The sequence below is a fragment of the Microbacterium shimangi genome (assembly GCF_043556445.1).
In the GTDB taxonomy this organism is placed as follows: domain Bacteria; phylum Actinomycetota; class Actinomycetes; order Actinomycetales; family Microbacteriaceae; genus Microbacterium.
In genome coordinates this window covers 27,475-45,393 of record NZ_JBIGII010000007.1, presented here as the reverse complement: position 1 = coordinate 45,393, position 17,919 = coordinate 27,475, and the positions used below count along the sequence as shown (strand labels likewise).

The window sequence follows — 17,919 nt, the reverse complement described above, 5'->3', positions numbered from 1 at the left end:
GGTACGAGCCCGGCAATGCTAACAAAGCCCCCGGCTCGATCCGATGCGGCCGGAACGCACCACAACACGTTATGACAACGAAACGTCGGTCTCAGAGGCTCGGCAGACCCGGTTCTTGGGGGTCGGCGGGTGCCTCGAAAGGGGCGTCGAGCGAACGGGTGAGCTCTTCGAGCATCGCCGTGATCTGCGGTTCGACGTACTGGGTGACCGCCGCCTGGATGCGCAGCCGATGGTGCAGCAGGATCGCGCACACCTCGCGGCCGATCATGTTGGCGTAGTCGTCGGCCAGGCCGACCTCCTGCCGCAGCGCCGCCTTCGCGGCGTCGGTGAGTGGCGGAAGAGCCGGAATCGCGGCCTCCTCCTCGGCGGCGAGGCCCGAGATCGTGAACAGGAACGGCGACCCCGGGTCGGGGTCGGGGTCGAGCGGCAGACCCTCGAACTCGGGCTCGAGCCCCTCGGCCGGGCGGTAGCTGCGGGTGCGATTTCGCGCGGCCTGCTGGTCGAGTTCGCCCTGGAGAATCGGCAGATTGCGGGCGGTGTACTCGGCGACGGCATGGTCGACGATCGTCTTCACCCGGGTGGACAGTCCGTGCTGCACCCCGTGGGGCACATCGGAGCCGAGACCGGCGGCCGACAGCACCGGCGAGCCGAAACAACGGCGGCAGGGGGCGACCCGACCGCGGTGCGTCGCCGGTTCCCAGCGCGGCAACCACCGCAGCCAGGTATCGACGGCCTGGCTGACCTGGGTTTCGAGCGACCGCTCCACGATCCCACGGTAGTCCGACACGCCGCGCGTTCCCAGGCACCTGCCCTCCGTCGGCGCGGCGAGTCACTCGTCTCGGTCGCCCTCCCAGCCCCATCGAGGGGGTCTCGCCCGCGTCCGCACGAGTGCGATGCCGCCCCACGCGCAGACCAGTGCGGCGACCGCGACGACGACGCCGAACCAACTCAGCAGCCAGCGCCCGGCGGCAGCCACCGCGGCGGCCGGGTCGATTCCGGTCATCATCGCGCCGGTCGCGATTCCGGCGCTGTAGAGCAGGTACACGGCGATCGCGACGATCGGTGCCGTCCAGAACGACGGATGCTGCGTCCGCAGCCCGAGCGCGAGAGATCCCGCGAAGACGGCAACAGCGACCAGCATCCCCACGATTCCGGGGACCTGACCGCCCTCGGGCAACGAGATGATGTCGGCGTCCAGCACCAGTGTCGTCACACCGAGCCCGCAGATGGCGAGGGCGAAGAACAGCACGGCGGCGAAGGCGACCGCGATCAACGGGGGAAGCGAACCGCCCTCGCCCGCCGATGCGCTCGTCATCGCCGCATCCGCTCAGGCCTGGCGGAGCTGCGGACCCGCTTCGAGCGTGCGCTCGTATTCGCGCTGCGCTTCGTTGTTGAGCTCCGTCGCCCGCCGACCGCGGGCGGCGACCCAGGCGCCGAACCAGATGGTGAGCTCGCGCCCGAGCACGAACGCCACGATCGCGAGCGGCGCAAGCACCTGCTCCTCGACGAGCGTCGCACCCTCGCGAGCGGTGAGCATCCAGAACGGAGCCTGGAACAGCTGACCCAGCAGATGACCGCCGTAAGCGGCGACGCCGACCAGGATGCCCCAGACGACCCAGTGGCCCCAGCGGCCACGGTTGATGAACGCACCGAGCAGCCAGAAACCGAGGTAGAAGGCGACGACCGGCACCCACAGCGACCAGGTCGTGAGGGCGGCGAGAGCCGTTTCGGGCACCTCGGCGAAGGTGATGCCCCCGTCGTAGAGCAGCTCGAGTCCGAGCCACGCAGCGAGGTAGAGCACGGCGAAGACGACGGCGGCCAGCAAGCCGATCGCGCCGGCGGCTCCGCGGTTTCCGCGCGCACGGGGCGCCTCGGGCGCCTGGACGAAGATGGGCTGAGCGGCGGGGGCGGCTGCTCCGGCGGCTGCCGCGCCGTACGCGGGCTCGGCAGCGTAGGCGGGTTCCGGAGCATAAGCAGGCTCGGGCGAGTACGCCAGCTCGGATGTGTACGCCGGCTCGGGCGAGTAAGTGGGCTCGCGGGGCGCGGCCGGCTCACTGGAGGTGACGACCGGCTCGTCATCGAGCGGCACGTCATCGCGCTCGTACCACGGCACGCCATCCGGCTCGACGCGCTCTTCGACCGTGGTCTTCTCGACGACCACGGTCTCGGGCTCGGCCGAACGGGACGCAGCCGCGTCGGCCGCCTCTGCCTCGCGGCGGGCAGCTTCGGCCTCCGCGAGACCCTCGTGGGCACGGCTGACGACGTCGCGGTCGACGTCGGTGGACTCGACATCGCGGGGCTCATCTACCGGCTCGCCGTATGACGACTTGGGATCACTCATGGCCGCACTCCTCTCGCGGGGGCGCAATCCCGCCTGGCGAGGGTAACCCGGCGGCGCCCCGCAGGCCCGGAGGCGTGCCGTCGTGTGTCGAGGTCGGAGTCGGGAGGTGCCCGGGTACAGTGTGCCCATGAGTCACCCTCCGGTCCGTCTTCTGGCCGTCGCCGCAGCCGTGGCGGGCCTGGTTCTGCTCGCCGGCTGCGCGCCCGACTCCGAACCCTCCACCACCGCCGCACCGTCGGCGAGTGGTACGGCGGACGCCTCGGCGACACCGACGGCATCGCCCTCGCCGACGGTCACGGCCGCGGCGACACCGGCCATGCCGACGGATTGCCTCAGCATCCTGTCGGAACCGGTACTCGCAGAACTCGCCGGCGTCCCGCTCAACGATCCCGCCACCGGCGAGACCACGGGGGTACAGGCCGACGGTTCGCTGGTCTGCCTGTGGAAAGACCCCGCTGCCGACACGTCGCACCTGCTGACCACCATCTCGAAGATGGCGTCAGGACCCGCCCTCGACATGCTGAACTCTCTCGTCGCAGACAACGGCTTCTCGTGCTTCACACCCGACAAGGGCACCCGCTGCGAGAAGACGTGGCAGAACACGACGTACCCCGTGACCGACGGGCGCACGCTGTTCTACAGGGACGGCTTGCTCGTCGACACGAAGTACTCGAACCTGGCCCCCAGCGGCTACACCTCGAGCATCATCGAGCGCGTCTTCGGTTGAGCGCTCAGTCCGCGAAAGCGCGCTCGGCGGTCTGCGAGCCGTAGTCCTCGGGCATCCAGCGGGTGAGCACCGTCGAGAGCCACGCCGTGCCCCGCAGATCGTGGAGTTCGGTGACGTCGCCTGCTGACCGCTCGCAGTGCACCCGTTCGTCGCGGGTGTCGCACGAGAATCCCTCGGCGACGAGGGCCGCCTGCGCGACAGCCTCCGACCCGCCGCGCACGTCGGCGAGCGTCGTCGATGCGATGCGGCCGTCTTCGGTGGTCCAGGTGCAGGTGAAGCGCACGGTCGGTGCCAGCGCCTGCGCCAGAGTCGTGGTGCTCGCCGGGGGCGCGGCGTTCTGCGAGAGAAGAACCTCGGGCGTCCAGGTCATCTCGGCCCAGAGCCGGTCAGGGTAGAGGCTACGGCAGTCGGTCGCGGGATCTGCGGGCTCGTCCGGTGCCGACGCCGACGCGTCGGTGGTCGCGCTGCGCAGCGTTTCACCGACGAAGGTGATCGCGCCGGGCACGCCAGGAAGGGCGAGCCACACCAGCACCCCGACGACAGCCGCACAGAACAGCATCGCCGGCCACGCGATCCACGCGCTCCGCCCGCCTACTTTCGCCACCTCGGCCTCCCCTCGTCCAAGGTACGCACCGCGGCAGCCATCGCCGCGTTGCGGCACGCCCCATACGAGTGAAAGCGAGACGGACGGCCGGGGAACGAGAGAAGGCCCCCGGCCCCCTCGACGAGCGCGGGGACCGGAGGCCTTTTCTCAGCGGGATGCTGACAGCATCCCTCTTCACTCAGTTATAGGTACCGGGGGTGAAGTCGTCCGTCGAGAAGCTGTCGAAATCGACGTAGCTCAGGTCGGCATCGCTGTACGCGCCGTCCGAGGCGAAGATGCGGTTGGGGTACCGCTCGCTCTTCGCTTCTTCCGTCGCCTCGACCGCGACGTTGCGATACTTCGCGAGTCCGGTTCCGGCGGGGATGAGCTTTCCGATGATGACGTTCTCCTTGAGGCCGACGAGCGGGTCGCTCTTGCCCTCCATGGCGGCCTGCGTGAGCACGCGGGTCGTCTCCTGGAACGATGCAGCCGACAGCCACGATTCCGTCGCGAGCGACGCCTTCGTGATACCCATCAGCTCCGGTCGACCTGACGCGGGGCGGTTGCCCTCGCTGACGGTTTCGCGGTTGATGTTCTGGTACTTCTTGAAGTCGACCAGCTCACCCGGCAGCAGCTTCGTGTCGCCGTGGTCGACCACGGTGACCTTGCGCAGCATCTGACGGACGATGACCTCGATGTGCTTGTCGTGGATCGGCACACCCTGCGAGCGGTACACGCCCTGGACGCCGTTCACGAGGTAACGCTGCACCTCGCGGGCACCCATGACACGCATGACCTCTTTCGGGTCCAGCGTTCCGACGAGGATCGGCTGACCGACGGTCACGTGCTGGCCGTCCTCGACCAGGAGCGTTGCGCGCTTCAGGACGGGGTAGATCACTGCTTCGTCGCCGTTGTCGGGCGTCAGGATGACCTTCTTGGCCTTGTCGGTCTCGTCGATCGTGATGCGGCCATCGGCCTCGGCGATCGGCGACGCACCCTTGGGGGTACGCGCCTCGAAGAGCTCCTGCACACGGGGAAGACCCTGCGTGATGTCTTCCGCCGACGCGGACCCACCGGTGTGGAAGGTACGCATGGTCAGCTGGGTACCGGGCTCACCGATCGACTGGGCGGCGATGATGCCGACCGCTTCGCCGATGTCGACGATCTTGCCCGTGGCCAGCGAACGGCCGTAGCAGTTCGCGCAGACGCCGACAGCAGACTCGCAGGTCAGGACCGAGCGCACCTTGATGGTCTCGACACCCGCCTCGACGAGCTTGTTGATCAGGACGTCGCCCACGTCGTCACCGGCGTCAGCGAGAACGGTGCCCGCGGCGTCGACGGCTTCGGAGGCGAGGGTACGGGCGAACACCGAGTTCTCGACGTTCGGGTCGCGGGTCAGCGTGCCGTCGGCACCCATGATCGCGATCGGGAGCTCGAGGCCCTTGCCCGTGCCGCAGTCTTCCTCGCGGATGATGACGTCCTGCGAGACGTCGACCAGACGACGCGTCAGGTAGCCGGAGTCGGCCGTACGGAGGGCCGTGTCGGCCAGACCCTTACGGGCACCGTGCGTCGCGATGAAGTACTCCGCCACCGACAGACCCTCGCGGTACGAGGAGATGATCGGACGCGGGATGATCTCACCCTTGGGGTTGTTCACGAGGCCTCGCATACCGGCGATGTTCCGGATCTGCAGCCAGTTACCACGAGCACCCGACGACACCATGCGGTTGATGGTGTTGTCCTCGGGGAAGTTGGCGCGCATCGCCTTCTGAACCTCGTCGGTCGCCTCGGTCCAGATCTTGATGAGCTCCTGGCGACGCTCGGCGTCGGTCGTGAGGCCCTTCTCGTACTGCGACTGGACCTTCGCGGCCTGCTTCTCGTAGCGACCCACGATCTCGGCCTTGTTCGGCGGCGTCAGGATGTCGCTCAGCGCCACCGTGACACCCGAACGGGTGGCCCAGTAGAAGCCGGCGTCCTTGATCCGGTCGAGGGAGGCGGCGACCTCGGTCTTCGGGTACTCCTCGGCCAGCTTGTTGACGATCTGCGACAGCTTGCCCTTGTCGGCCTGCTCGCGAACGAACGGGTAGCCCTTGGGGAGCGTGTCGTTGAAGATCGCCTGGCCGAGCGAGGACTCGACGAGACCGTTGCGCTCGTACATCGCGATGGCCTCGGGGGTTTCACCCTCGGACTCGAGGAGCGACAGACCGGGGATGCGGATGCGGGCCTTGGCCTGCAGGTCGAGGGTGCCCTCGTCCTTGGCCAGGATCGCCTCGCCCACCGAACCGAACGTCCGACCCTCACCGGCGGCGCCCACCTTGAGCGTCGTCAGGTGGTGGAGACCGATGATCATGTCCTGTGAGGGCAGGGTCACCGGGCGGCCGTCGGACGGCTTCAGGATGTTGTTCGAAGCGAGCATCAGGATGCGGGCTTCGGCCTGGGCCTCGACCGACAGCGGAAGGTGCACAGCCATCTGGTCACCGTCGAAGTCGGCGTTGAACGCCGCGCAGACGAGGGGGTGCAGCTGGATGGCCTTGCCCTCGACGAGCTGGGGTTCGAACGCCTGGATGCCCAGACGGTGAAGCGTCGGCGCACGGTTGAGCAGCACGGGACGCTCGCGGATGATCTCTTCGAGCACGTCCCAGACCTCGGGACGCGTGCGCTCGACGGCGCGCTTGGCGGCCTTGATGTTCTGCGAGTGACCGAGGTCGATCAGTCGCTTGATCACGAACGGCTTGAAGAGCTCCAGAGCCATCTGCTTCGGCAGACCGCACTGGTGGAGCTTGAGCTGGGGTCCGACGATGATGACCGAACGACCCGAGTAGTCCACGCGCTTGCCGAGCAGGTTCTGGCGGAAACGACCCTGCTTTCCCTTGAGCATGTCGCTCAGGGACTTGAGGGCCCGGTTGCCGGTACCGGTGACGGGACGACCGCGGCGACCGTTGTCGAACAGTGCGTCGACGGCCTCCTGCAGCATCCGCTTCTCGTTGTTCACGATGATCTCGGGAGCACCGAGGTCGAGCAGGCGCCGCAGACGGTTGTTGCGGTTGATCACACGACGGTAGAGGTCGTTGAGGTCGGAGGTCGCGAAGCGGCCACCGTCGAGCTGCACCATGGGGCGAAGCTCCGGCGGGATCACCGGCACGACATCCAGCACCATCGAGGCCGGGCTCATGCCGGTCTGGAGGAACGAGTTGACGACCTTCAGGCGCTTGATCGCGCGGATCTTGCGCTGACCCTTGCCCTCGGAGATCTGCAGGTGGAGGTTCTCGGACTCTTCCGCGAGGTTGAACGCGGCGAGGCGACGCTGGATCGACTCGGCGCCCATGTGGGCCTCGAAGTACTGGCCGAAACGGTCCTGCAGCTCGTGGAAGACGTCATCCTCGGGCTTGAGCGCGCCGACCTCGAGCGTGCGGAAGTCTTCCCACACGCGCTCGAGCTTCGCGATCTGCTCGTCGGCGCCCTTGCGGACAAGGGACATCTCCTTCTCGGCGGCGTCCTTGACCTTCTTCTTGGCGTCGGCCTTGGCACCCTCCGCCTCGAGGGCGGCGAGTTCTTCCTCGAGCTTGGCCAGGCGTGCCGCGATCTTGGAGTCGCGGCGGTCGCCGAGCGTCTTCAGCTCGAGGCGGATGTTGTTCTCCTGCGTCGCCAGGTCGCGGTGACGCGCGTCGGCGTCGACCGAGATGACCATGTAGGCGGCGAAGTAGATGACCTTCTCGAGGTCTTTCGGCGCCATGTCGAGCAGGTAGCCCAAGCGCGAGGGAACGCCCTTGAAGTACCAGATGTGGGTCACGGGAGCGGCGAGCTCGATGTGGCCCATGCGCTCACGACGGACGGAGGACTTGGTGACCTCGACGCCGCAGCGCTCGCAGACGATGCCCTTGAAGCGGACGCGCTTGTACTTTCCGCACGCGCACTCCCAGTCACGCGAAGGACCGAAGATCTGCTCTCCGAAGAGGCCGTCCTTCTCGGGCTTCAGCGTGCGGTAGTTGATGGTCTCGGGCTTCTTGACCTCGCCGAACGACCAACGACGGATGTCGTCGGCGGTCGCGAGACCGATGCGAAGCTGATCGAATGTTGTTGACTCGAGCACGAATTCTCCTGGTAGAAATTCAGTCGCTGAAAATTTGGGTCGACGCCTGAGGGGCGGATGCTGCGACGTCGCCGTTCAGGCGGTGGGCCGCAGCATCCGGACCCGGATCAGATCTCGTCGATGGATGAGGACTCGAAGCGGCTCGAGATGTTGATGCCGAGCTCTTCTGCCGCGCGGAACGCGTCATCATCCGTGTCACGGAGGTTGACGGGGGTGCCGTCGGCCGAGAGGACCTCGACGTTCAGGCAGAGCGACTGCATCTCTTTCATGAGCACCTTGAAGGACTCGGGGATACCCGGCTCCTGGATGTTCTCGCCCTTGACGATCGCCTCGTACACCTTGACGCGGCCGAGGATGTCGTCGGACTTGATCGTGAGCAGCTCCTGCAGGGCGTACGCGGCACCGTAGGCCTCGAGCGCCCAGACTTCCATCTCACCGAAACGCTGTCCGCCGAACTGCGCCTTACCACCCAGCGGCTGCTGCGTGATCATCGAGTACGGACCGGTCGAACGGGCGTGGATCTTGTCGTCGACGAGGTGGTGCAGCTTCAGGATGTACATGTAGCCGACCGAGACGGGCGCCGGGAACGGCTCGCCGGAGCGACCGTCGTACAGCAGCGTCTTACCCGTGGAGTCGATCAGACGGTCACCGTCGCGGGTGAGCGTCGTCGAATCCAGTAGACCCGCGATCTCCTGCTCGAACGCGCCGTCGAACACCGGGGTGGCGACCTTCGTGTTCGGAGCAGCCTCGAAGGCCTCCTTCGGGAGGTTGGCCGCCCACTCGGGGGTGCCTTCGACCTTCCAGCCCTGCTTGGCGATCCAGCCGAGGTGAAGCTCCAGCACCTGGCCGAAGTTCATTCGGCCGGGGATGCCGAGCGGGTTCAGGATGACGTCGACCGGCGTGCCGTCTGCGAGGAACGGCATGTCTTCGACGGGGAGGATCTTCGCGATGACGCCCTTGTTGCCGTGACGACCGGCGAGCTTGTCACCCTCGGTGATCTTGCGCTTCTGGGCGATGTAGACGACGACCCGGCGGTTGACGCCCGAGCCGAGCTCGTCGTCGCCGTCTTCGGCGTTGAACTCCTTGACGGCGATGATCGTGCCCTGCTCACCGTGAGGAACCTTCAGCGAGGTGTCGCGCACCTCGCGGCTCTTCTCGTTGAAGATCGCACGCAGCAGTCGCTCTTCGGCCGACAGCTCGGTCTCGCCCTTGGGCGTGACCTTGCCGACGAGGATGTCGCCGGGGCGGACCTCGGCGCCGATGCGGACGATGCCGCGCTCGTCGAGGTCTTTCAGGAGGTCGGGGCTCACGTTCGGAAGATCACGCGTGATCTCTTCCTTGCCGAGCTTCGTGTCGCGGGCGTCGACCTCGTACTCCTCGATGTGGATCGAGGAGAGAGTGTCGTCCTTCACCAGTTCCTGGCTCAGGATGATCGCGTCTTCGAAGTTGTGGCCTTCCCACGTCATGAACGCCACGAGAAGGTTCTTACCGAGGGCGAGCTCGCCGTCCTGCGTGGCAGGACCGTCGGCGATGACCTCGCCGACCTCGATGCGGTCGCCCGCCGAGACGATGACCCGCTGGTTGTACGACGTGCCCTGGTTGGAGCGGTCGAACTTCCGGAGGAAGTAGTCCTGCGTGCCGCCCTCGTCGAGCTGGATCGTCACGACATCGGCCGAGACCTCCTGCACGACGCCTGCCTTCTGCGCGGTGACGACGTCACCGGCGTCGATCGCGGCGTAACCCTCCATACCGGTTCCGACGAAGGGCGAGTCGCTGCGGACGAGCGGCACGGCCTGACGCTGCATGTTCGCACCCATGAGGGCGCGGTTGGCATCGTCGTGCTCGAGGAACGGGATGAGCGAGGTCGCGACCGAGACCATCTGGCGCGGCGAGACGTCCATGTAACCGATCTCGTCGATCGGGAAGAGGTCGACCTCGCCACCCTGGCCACGACGGGCGAGAACGCGGTTCTCGACGAACGAGCCGTCGGCCTTCAGCTCGGCGCCGGCCTGAGCGACGATGTAGTCGCTCTCTTCGCTCGCCGTGAGGTAGTCGATCTGCTCGGAGACCTTGCCCGCGGTGACCTTGCGGTACGGCGTCTCGATGAACCCGAACGAGTTGATGCGGGCGAACGAGGCGAGCGAACCGATCAGGCCGATGTTCGGGCCTTCCGGGGTCTCGATGGGGCACATGCGGCCGTAGTGCGACGGGTGGACGTCGCGGACCTCGACGCCTGCACGCTCACGCGACAGACCACCGGGGCCGAGCGCCGAGAGGCGACGCTTGTGCGTGAGCCCCGCCAGCGGGTTGTTCTGGTCCATGAACTGCGAGAGCTGCGACGTTCCGAAGAACTCCTTGATCGCGGCGACGACGGGGCGCACGTTGATCAGGGTCTGCGGCGTGATGGCCTCGATGTCCTGCGTGGTCATGCGCTCGCGGACGACACGCTCCATGCGCGACAGACCGGTGCGGACCTGGTTCTGGATCAGCTCGCCGACAGCGCGGATGCGGCGGTTGCCGAAGTTGTCGATGTCGTCGGTGTCGAGACGGATCTCGGCGGGCTTGCCCGCGCGGAGGCCGTCGAACGTGGCATCGCCGCGGTGGAGGCGGACGAGGTACTTGATCGTCGCGACGATGTCGTCGACGGTCAGGACCGAGTCGCTCAGGGGTCCGGCGAGGCCGAGCTTCTGGTTGATCTTGTAGCGACCGACCTTCGCGAGGTCGTACCGCTTCGGGTTGAAGTAGAAGTTGTCGAGGAGCGCGCGGGCGGCCTCGGCGGCGACCTGCTCGCCCGGACGGAGCTTCCGGTAGATGTCGCGGAGCGCGTCTTCCTTCGTGAGGATCGTGTCTTTCGACAGCGTCTCTTCGATGGAGTCGAAGCCGGCGAACTCGGCGAGGATCTCTTCGCTCGTGAGGCCGAGGGCCTTCAGGAAGACCGTGACCGACTGCTTGCGCTTGCGGTCGATGCGGACGCCGACCTGATCGCGCTTGTCGATCTCGAACTCGAGCCATGCACCACGGCTCGGGATGATGCGCGACGAGACGATGTCCTTGTCGGACGTCTTGTCGGGGGTCTTGTCGAAGTAGACGCCCGGCGAGCGGACGAGCTGCGACACGACGACACGCTCGGTGCCGTTGATGATGAACGTGCCCTTGCCGGTCTGGAGCGGGAAGTCGCCCATGAAGACCGTCTGGGTCTTGATCTCGCCGGTCTGGTGGTTCATGAACTCGGCCTCGACGTAGAGCGGGGCAGCGTAGGTCTTGCCGCGCTCCTTGCACTCTTCGATCGAGTACTTCTCGGGCTCGAGGTAGGGGTTCGTGAACGAGAGCTGCATCGTCTCGCTGAGGTCTTCGATCGGCGAGATCTCTTCGAAGATCTCCTCCAGACCGCTGATCTCGGAGACGTCGGTGCGGCCTTCGGCCTGAGCCTGGGTGACCCGGTCTTTCCACTGCTCGTTACCGACGAGCCAATCGAATGACTCTGTCTGCAACGCCAGGAGGTCGGGGACCTGCAGGGTGTCGGAGATCTTGGCGAACGAGAGGCGGGATGTCCCGCGTCCGTTCTTCTGGGTGTTGGTGGTGTTGGATGCGTTGCGCGCAGCAGCCAAAAGATATCCTCCGCAGAGCCCGGGCAGGGGGCTCATGATTCCTCGTCGTCAGGTGGAGTGCTCCCCGACCCCGAAACCCTGAGCGTCGCACACCGCGGAATCGCGGGGACGCGCAGAGACAGCCGACCACCATATGAGGGCAGGAGGAAACGAGGAGCGCAAAGACCAACTATATGTCGGATGCCACGCCGTGTCCAGCGGGAATCTTGACGAGTCTGATCCTCTGCGGTATAACCGCGTGCCGGATCGCTCCATTCCCCGATCCTCGTGTCCCACTTTCCGCAACGATCGGCGGCATTCCTTGCAGAAATCGGGACATGCTCCGTCAGACCGGCGGACGTGCGTGCGAGAAGCGCAGGCGGCCGCCCGGCCGCGCCTGTCCGAGCGCGTCGAGCGAAGCATCCGTCGCCACCGCGATCACGGGGTATCCCCCGGTGACCGGGCCGTCGGCCAAGAGGATCGTCGGCCGCCCGCTCGGGGGCACCTGCAGCGCACCGGGCACCATGCCCTCGCTCGGCAGTTCTCCCCCGCGCGCCCGCAGGAGCTCGGGCCCGTCGAGGCGCAGGCCGACGCGGTCGGCGTCGCTGCCGATCGTCCACACGGTCTCGAAGAGCAGAGGCAGAGCGGATGCGGCGAACCAGTCGGCGCGCGGACCAGGAGCGAGCTGCACCTCGATCGGTCCGTCGGATCGCATCCGCCAGGGAACCCCGCCGATGGCCGGGACCGGATCATGGGGCACCGGTCCGACCGGGAGCACGTCACCCGGTCGCAGAGCGGGTCTCCCCAGCCCCGCCAGGGTGTCGGTCGCGCGGGAGCCCGCCCATAACGGGGTGTCGAGGCCCCCGCGGACGGCGAGGTAGGCGCGCACCCCGGTGCTGAAGACCCCGACCTCGAGCTCTCGACCCGCCGGCCAGAGCATCGGCGTGTGCGAGTCGACGGCGCGACCGCCCACGCTCACGTCTCCGCGCGCGCCGGACAGCGCGACCCAGAGGTCGGTGTCGGCGAGAGCGCGGAAGCCACCCACCGTCAACTCCACCGCCGCGGCGCCCTCCGGGTTGCCCACGAGCCGGTTGGCCAGACGAAGGGCACCCCGGTCGAGCGCGCCCGACCTCGCGATACCGAGAGCCGCACGCCCGTCGCGACCGAGGTCTTGCACGGTCGCCAGCGCGCCGGGCGCGATCACCCGCAGGGTCACGACCGCACCTCGACGAACCGCACGCGGGTGCGCGGCGGAAGCAGTGTCGGGGCGTCTACTCCCGGGTCGAACAGCACCGCATCGGTTGTGCCGATGAGCCGCCACCCGCCAGGGGTCTCTCGCGGATACGCGCCGCAGAAGGCTCCGGCGAGCGCGACCGATCCCCCGGGGACGCGGGTGCGCGGTGCGGGGAGCCTCGGCACGTCGAACGACCACCCGTCTCCCACGAGGTAGGCGAACCCCGGCGCGAATCCGGTGAAGGCGACCGACCATTCGGTGGCGAGGTGGCGCGCGACGAGCTGGGGCGGCGTCAGCCCCATCAGACCCGCGGTCTCGGCGAGGTCGGCGCCGTCGTAGCGCACGGCGATCTCGACGAGCGGGCCGGGCGCGGCAGCATCCGTCCGCACGTCACCGGCCACGCGCGCGATCCACGCACGCGCGGCCGAAAGAGAGAGCGCGGCCGGGTCGACGATCACGAGCACCGTGCGCGCGGCGGGCACCAGGTCGACCACTCCGGCGGGCCGGTGCGCATCGAGGGCGGCGTGCAGCGCGAGCACCTCCTCGAGCGAATCGACCTCCGCCAGGAGCGCCCGCTCCCCCATCGGGCGGACGACGACCGGCACGGCGCTCACCACGGTGCCCTCACCGACACCCCGTCGGCGTCGAGCGCCCGACGCACGGCGCGGGCCATCGCGACCGCTGCGGGAGTGTCTCCGTGCACGCAGAGCGACACCGCGTCGGGACGTACGAGGGTGCCGTCGAGCGCCTCGAGCACGCCTTCTGCCGCGAGGCGGCGGGCACGCGCGGCGACGATCGCGGGCTCGTCGAGCAGGTCGCCCGGTTCGCCGCGCGGTACGAGACGGCCCGTCGACAGGTATCCCCGATCGAGGAAGGCCTCGAAATGCAGCGGCAGGCCCAGCGATTCGGCTGCCCGCCCGAGCTCGCCCCTCACACCGAGGAGGGGGACCGCACGCCCGAGGTCGGCCGACAGGTCGGCGACCGCCGCAGCGACCGCATCGGCCTGCCCGGCGTCGGTCGTGACCGCGTGGTAGAGCGCGCCGTGCGGTTTGACGTAGCGGATGTCGGCGCCCGCGGCGCGGAGCGCTGCCAGCTGAACGGCGATCTGAGCGCGCAGCGCCGCAGCGCCGGGGTCTCGCCGCACGCGTCCGAAGTGTTCCGGGTCTGCGTACGCGGGGTGCGCACCGACGGCAACGCCGAAACGGGCGGCGCGCTCGACCGAGGCCCGCATCGACGCGGAGTCGCCCGCGTGCCCGCCGCAGGCGATGCTCGCGCTCGAGATCACCGCGAACATGGCCTCGTCGTCGGCGGTCGAAACGCCGCGGACCGTCTCGCCGAGGTCGGCGTTGAGGTCGATCGCGGGCATGGCCCCACGGTACCCAGCATCCGCGCGTCGGCGCCCCGCCGCCGCACGGGTTGTTACGGGGCCGTGAAGTTGCGCGGCACAGGGTGCGGCCGGTCGCGGCGGGAGGCAGGATGGGGGGATGCCCTCCGCCGCACCGCCGCTGCTGTCCGTCCGTGATCTCGCTGTCGAGTTCGGCACGGTCGACGGGCCCGTCCGCGCGATCGACGGGGTCGACTTCGAGATCGCCGCGGGCGAGACGGTCGCCATCGTCGGCGAGTCGGGTTCGGGCAAGTCCACCACCGCGATGGCCATCATCGGCCTCCTCGCCTCCGGTGGCACGGTCGCGCGCGGCAGCATCGAACTCGACGGGCACGACCTGACCTCGTACAGCGAGGCGAAGATGCGCCAGGTGCGTGGTCGTCAGATCGGCCTCGTGCCCCAAGACCCGATGTCGAACCTCAACCCCGTCGCGAAGATCGGCACGCAGGTGGCCGAAACGCTCCTCGCGCACGGCCTGGCGACGCGCAAAGACGTCGCCGCGAAGGTCGTCGAGACACTCGAGCGCGCGGGGCTTCCCGACGCGGCCGAGCGCGCCAAGCAGTATCCCCACGAGTTCTCGGGCGGCATGCGCCAGCGGGCACTGATCGCGATCGGTCTGGCGTGCAATCCCCGCCTGCTGATCGCCGACGAACCCACGAGTGCCCTCGACGTCACCGTGCAGCAGACGATCCTCGACCAGATCGACCGCCTCACCACAGAGCTCGGAACCGCCGTGCTCCTCATCACCCACGACCTGGGCCTCGCCGCCGAGCGCGCCTCCCGCGTGATCGTGATGCACCGCGGACGCGTCGTCGAGCAGGGCCCGGCACGCCAGATCCTCGAGTCTCCGCAGCATCCGTACACCCGCTCGCTCGTGGCCGCCGCGCCGTCCGTCGCCGCGGTACGACTGCGTCCGGAACAGTTCCGCAGGCCCGATCTCGCGATCGCGGGCGAAAAGGCCCGTGTCCGTGATGACATCGTCGAGATCTCCCATCTGACGAAGGTCTACGACGTGCGCGGTCGGAAAGACGACTTCCGGGCCGTCGACGACGTCTCGCTGTCGATCCCCCGCGGAGAGACCGTGGCGATCGTCGGTGAATCGGGGTCGGGCAAGACGACGACGGCGAGGATGCTGCTGAAGGTCATCGAGCCGACCAGCGGCTCGATCACGTTCGACGGGCAGGACGTCGCCTCGCTGAAGGGCGCCGCGCTGAAGGAGTTCCGGCAGAAGGTGCAGCCGATCTTCCAAGATCCGTACTCGAGCTTGAACCCGATGTTCACGGTGGAACGGCTCGTCGAAGAGCCGCTCACGCACTACCGGCGCGGCTCGGCGAAAGAGCGCGCGGCCCGGGTGCGGAAGCTGCTAGACGACGTCGCGCTGCCGCAGTCAATGCTCCGCCGCTACCCGTCGGAGCTGTCGGGCGGGCAGCGGCAGCGCGTCGCGATCGCCCGCGCCCTCGCCCTCTCTCCCGAGCTCGTCGTCTGCGACGAGCCCGTGTCGGCCCTCGACGTGCTCGTGCAAGACCAGATCCTCACCCTGCTCCGCGACCTGCAGCGGGAGTACGGGCTCAGCTACCTCTTCATCTCGCACGACCTCGCCGTCGTGCGCCTCATCAGCGACTACGTCTGCGTGATGAAGGACGGCAAGCTGGTCGAAGCAGCATCCAGCGAAGAGATCTTCACCAACCCGCGCGAGGCGTACACCCGTCGCCTGCTCTCGTCGATCCCCGGCAACGAGCTCGGCATCGCCGGCTGACCCGCTCGTGCGTGGGCGCGAGAATCGGTCGGGCGTCAGAGAATCGGCGCGGCGCACCGATCCCCCGCCGCCGCACCGATTCTCGAGGACGGATGCTGCGCCGCACCCCGGGCGGCGAGACCGGCCCCTCCGTCAGCGGGCGCGGGTTCTCGGATCCATGGCCTCTCGCAGCGATTCGCCCAGCAGCGTGAAGCCCAGGGCGGTGACCGCGATGCAGATACCCGGGAGGAACGCGAGCCACGGGGCGATCGCGAGCTCGGACTGCGCGTAGGTCAGCATGCGGCCCCACTCGGCCGTCTGCGGGAGTCCGCCGCCGAGCCCGAGGAACGACAGCGCGGCCGCGTCGATGACGGCGGTCGCGAGCGACAGGGTGCCCTGCACGATGACCGGGCCGACGCTGTTGGGCAGCACGTGGCTCATCGTGATCTTGCCGCGGCTCAGACCGAGGGTCTGTGCCGAGAGCACGTAGTCGGCTCCCCGCTGCTGCAGCATCGACGCCCGCAGCAGTCGGGCGAACACGGGTACCTGCGACGCCCCGATCGCGATCATGATCGCGAACTGGCTCTGGCCGAGCACCGCGGCGATCGAAACCGCCAGCAGCAGGTTCGGCACCGAGAGCAGGATGTCGACGAAGCGCATGACGAGGTTGTCGACCCAGCCGCCGAACGTTCCGGCGACGAGACCCAGGAGCATGCCGCCCGCGAGACCGATCGCCGTCGAGATGATCCCGATCAACAGTGACGCCTGTGCGCCCCAGATCAGCTTCGACAGCACGTCGCCGCCGAAGCGGTCGAGGCCGAGCGGGAACTCGCCGATCTCGCCCGGGCCCGGGATGTCGGTGGGCGTGATGTAGCGCTGACCGGGGAGCGACTCCCCGGGGAACGGGGCCAGCAAGGGTGCGAGCGCAGCGACCAGGAGGAACAGCAGCACGATGACGGCGCCGACCCAGGCCGTGGGGTTTCGGCGCAGGCGACGGTAGACCTCGCGCCAGAATCCGCCGCGTGTCTGCGCCGCGAGGAGCTGAGTATCGACGATCGCATTGTCGTCGACGGGGCCGCCGCTGGGGGCGGGGGGCAGGATGCCGGAACTCACTGCACTCTCACTCTCGGGTCGATGAAGCTGTACGAGACGTCGACCAGCAGGTTGATCAGCGCGTAGGCGATGGCGATGAACAGGATGAACCCCTGCAGCACGGGGAAGTCGCGGGCGAAGATCGACGACGCCAGGAACGCCCCGATCCCCGGGAAGGCGAACACCGTCTCGGTGAGCACCGCCCCTGAGATGAGCAGACCGGCCTGGAGCCCGACGGTCGTGACGACGGGCAGCATGGCGTTGCGGAGGATGAAACGGTTGCGGAGGGTGTTCTGCGCGATGCCCTTCGCGCGCCCGGTGCGCACGTAGTCGGCGTTCTGCACCTCGAGCACCGAGGCGCGGGTGATGCGTACGATGATCGCCAACGGGATCGTTCCGAGCGCGAGAGCAGGCAGCACCAGGTGCAGCAGGGCGTCCCACGCGGCGTCGAACTCCCCCGTGATCAACCCGTCGAGCACGTAGAGGTTCGTGTAGTGCGTCGCGTCGATCCGGGGGTTCTGACGCCCGTCCGAGGGTAGCCACCCCAGTTGCACGGCGAAGACGTACTTGAAGATGAAGGCGAGGAAGAACACCGGCACGGTGATGCCGACGAGGCTGAGGACCACGGCGATGTGGTCCCACGCCTTGCCATGCTTTCGCGCGGCCCAGTAGCCGAGCGGGATACCGATGCCCACGGCCACGATGAGGGCCGCGATCGAGAGTTCGAGGGTCGCCGGGAAGCGCCGGACGAACTCTTCGAGCACGGGCCGCCCCGTCTGGATCGAGGCGCCGAAGTCGCCGGAGATCAGTCGTCCGAGCCAGGTGAAGTACTGCACGTATATGGGCTCGTTGAAGCCGTAGAGCTGGTTGATGCGTTCGACGGCTTCGGGTGTGGCGCGTTCACCGAGAAGGGCGACGGCCGGCCCGCCGGGCAGCGCGCGCACCCAGAAGAAAAGAAGGACGGAAAGCCCGATCAGAGTCGGGATGAGCAGGAGGAGTCTCCTGCCGATGGTGCGAAGCACGGGGTTCTCCGGGGTCGAGGCGGTGGGGGACAGGATGCTGCGCGCCCGGCCACAGAGGGCCGGGGGGGGGGTGGGGGAAGGGGTGTGGCGCTCCGGGCCAGGGGGGGCGGGCCGCGCAGCATCC

At 68.2% G+C, this 17,919-nt stretch carries 13 protein-coding genes; 2 read left to right on the top strand and 11 right to left on the bottom strand.

What is annotated here, in order from left to right; genetic code table 11:
• Window positions 1–91 precede the first annotated feature (91 nt).
• From ACFXQA_RS13695 to ACFXQA_RS13685, 3 genes are all read right to left on the bottom strand, one after another.
• Entirely contained in the window at window positions 92–766 is a 675-nt protein-coding gene (locus ACFXQA_RS13695) for a spermidine/putrescine ABC transporter substrate-binding protein (protein ID WP_394520437.1), read from the bottom strand.
• A 63-nt stretch (window positions 767–829) separates the two neighbouring features.
• Entirely contained in the window at window positions 830–1,315 is a 486-nt protein-coding gene (locus ACFXQA_RS13690; protein ID WP_394520436.1) for a hypothetical protein, read from the bottom strand.
• 12 nt (window positions 1,316–1,327) lie between these two features.
• Window positions 1,328–2,341 (bottom strand): ABC transporter, encoded by a 1,014-nt coding sequence (locus tag ACFXQA_RS13685; protein ID WP_394520435.1) that lies wholly within the window; start codon window positions 2,339–2,341, stop codon window positions 1,328–1,330.
• A gap of 127 nt (window positions 2,342–2,468) precedes the next feature.
• On the opposite strand from ACFXQA_RS13685, the gene ACFXQA_RS13680 reads away from it, so the two are divergent.
• Window positions 2,469–3,068 (top strand): hypothetical protein, encoded by a 600-nt coding sequence (locus ACFXQA_RS13680; protein WP_394520434.1) that lies wholly within the window; start codon window positions 2,469–2,471, stop codon window positions 3,066–3,068.
• A 4-nt stretch (window positions 3,069–3,072) separates the two neighbouring features.
• On the opposite strand, the gene ACFXQA_RS13675 is transcribed toward ACFXQA_RS13680, so the two are convergent.
• The 6 genes from ACFXQA_RS13675 to pxpA all read right to left on the bottom strand — a co-directional run bounded on the left by ACFXQA_RS13675 (window position 3,073) and on the right by pxpA (window position 13,928).
• Window positions 3,073–3,672, bottom strand: coding sequence for a hypothetical protein (locus ACFXQA_RS13675; RefSeq protein WP_394520433.1), 600 nt, complete (start codon window positions 3,670–3,672; stop codon window positions 3,073–3,075).
• A 178-nt stretch (window positions 3,673–3,850) separates the two neighbouring features.
• Window positions 3,851–7,741 (bottom strand): DNA-directed RNA polymerase subunit beta', encoded by a 3,891-nt coding sequence (gene rpoC / locus ACFXQA_RS13670; RefSeq protein ID WP_394520432.1) that lies wholly within the window; start codon window positions 7,739–7,741, stop codon window positions 3,851–3,853.
• Window positions 7,742–7,848: 107 nt separating this feature from the next.
• On the bottom strand, window positions 7,849–11,349 hold the full coding sequence (gene rpoB, locus ACFXQA_RS13665) for a DNA-directed RNA polymerase subunit beta (RefSeq protein ID WP_394520431.1): 3,501 nt from the start codon (window positions 11,347–11,349) through the stop codon (window positions 7,849–7,851).
• A gap of 325 nt (window positions 11,350–11,674) precedes the next feature.
• A complete protein-coding gene (locus ACFXQA_RS13660; RefSeq protein WP_394520430.1) occupies window positions 11,675–12,544 on the bottom strand; it encodes a 5-oxoprolinase subunit C family protein in 870 nt (289 codons plus the stop codon).
• Complete coding sequence (locus ACFXQA_RS13655; RefSeq protein ID WP_394520429.1) at window positions 12,541–13,176, bottom strand: 5-oxoprolinase subunit B family protein; 636 nt, start codon at window positions 13,174–13,176, stop codon at window positions 12,541–12,543. Before ACFXQA_RS13655 ends, ACFXQA_RS13660 begins: the two co-directional genes overlap by 4 nt.
• Complete coding sequence (gene pxpA / locus ACFXQA_RS13650; protein ID WP_394520428.1) at window positions 13,173–13,928, bottom strand: 5-oxoprolinase subunit PxpA; 756 nt, start codon at window positions 13,926–13,928, stop codon at window positions 13,173–13,175. The genes ACFXQA_RS13655 and pxpA overlap by 4 nt, the downstream gene beginning before the upstream one ends.
• A 118-nt stretch (window positions 13,929–14,046) precedes the next feature.
• Between pxpA and ACFXQA_RS13645 the strand changes: the two genes are divergently transcribed.
• Window positions 14,047–15,702, top strand: a complete 1,656-nt coding sequence (locus ACFXQA_RS13645) for an ABC transporter ATP-binding protein (protein WP_394520427.1) — start codon at window positions 14,047–14,049, stop codon at window positions 15,700–15,702.
• Window positions 15,703–15,834: 132 nt separating this feature from the next.
• Here ACFXQA_RS13645 and ACFXQA_RS13640 read toward each other — a convergent pair whose 3' ends face one another.
• Together ACFXQA_RS13640 and ACFXQA_RS13635 are read right to left on the bottom strand one after the other, a co-directional pair.
• Entirely contained in the window at window positions 15,835–16,794 is a 960-nt protein-coding gene (locus tag ACFXQA_RS13640) for an ABC transporter permease (protein WP_394520426.1), read from the bottom strand.
• Window positions 16,791–17,795: an ABC transporter permease gene (locus ACFXQA_RS13635; RefSeq protein WP_394520425.1), complete on the bottom strand. Its 1,005-nt coding sequence runs from the start codon at window positions 17,793–17,795 to the stop codon at window positions 16,791–16,793. The genes ACFXQA_RS13640 and ACFXQA_RS13635 overlap by 4 nt, the downstream gene beginning before the upstream one ends.
• Window positions 17,796–17,919 lie beyond the last annotated feature (124 nt).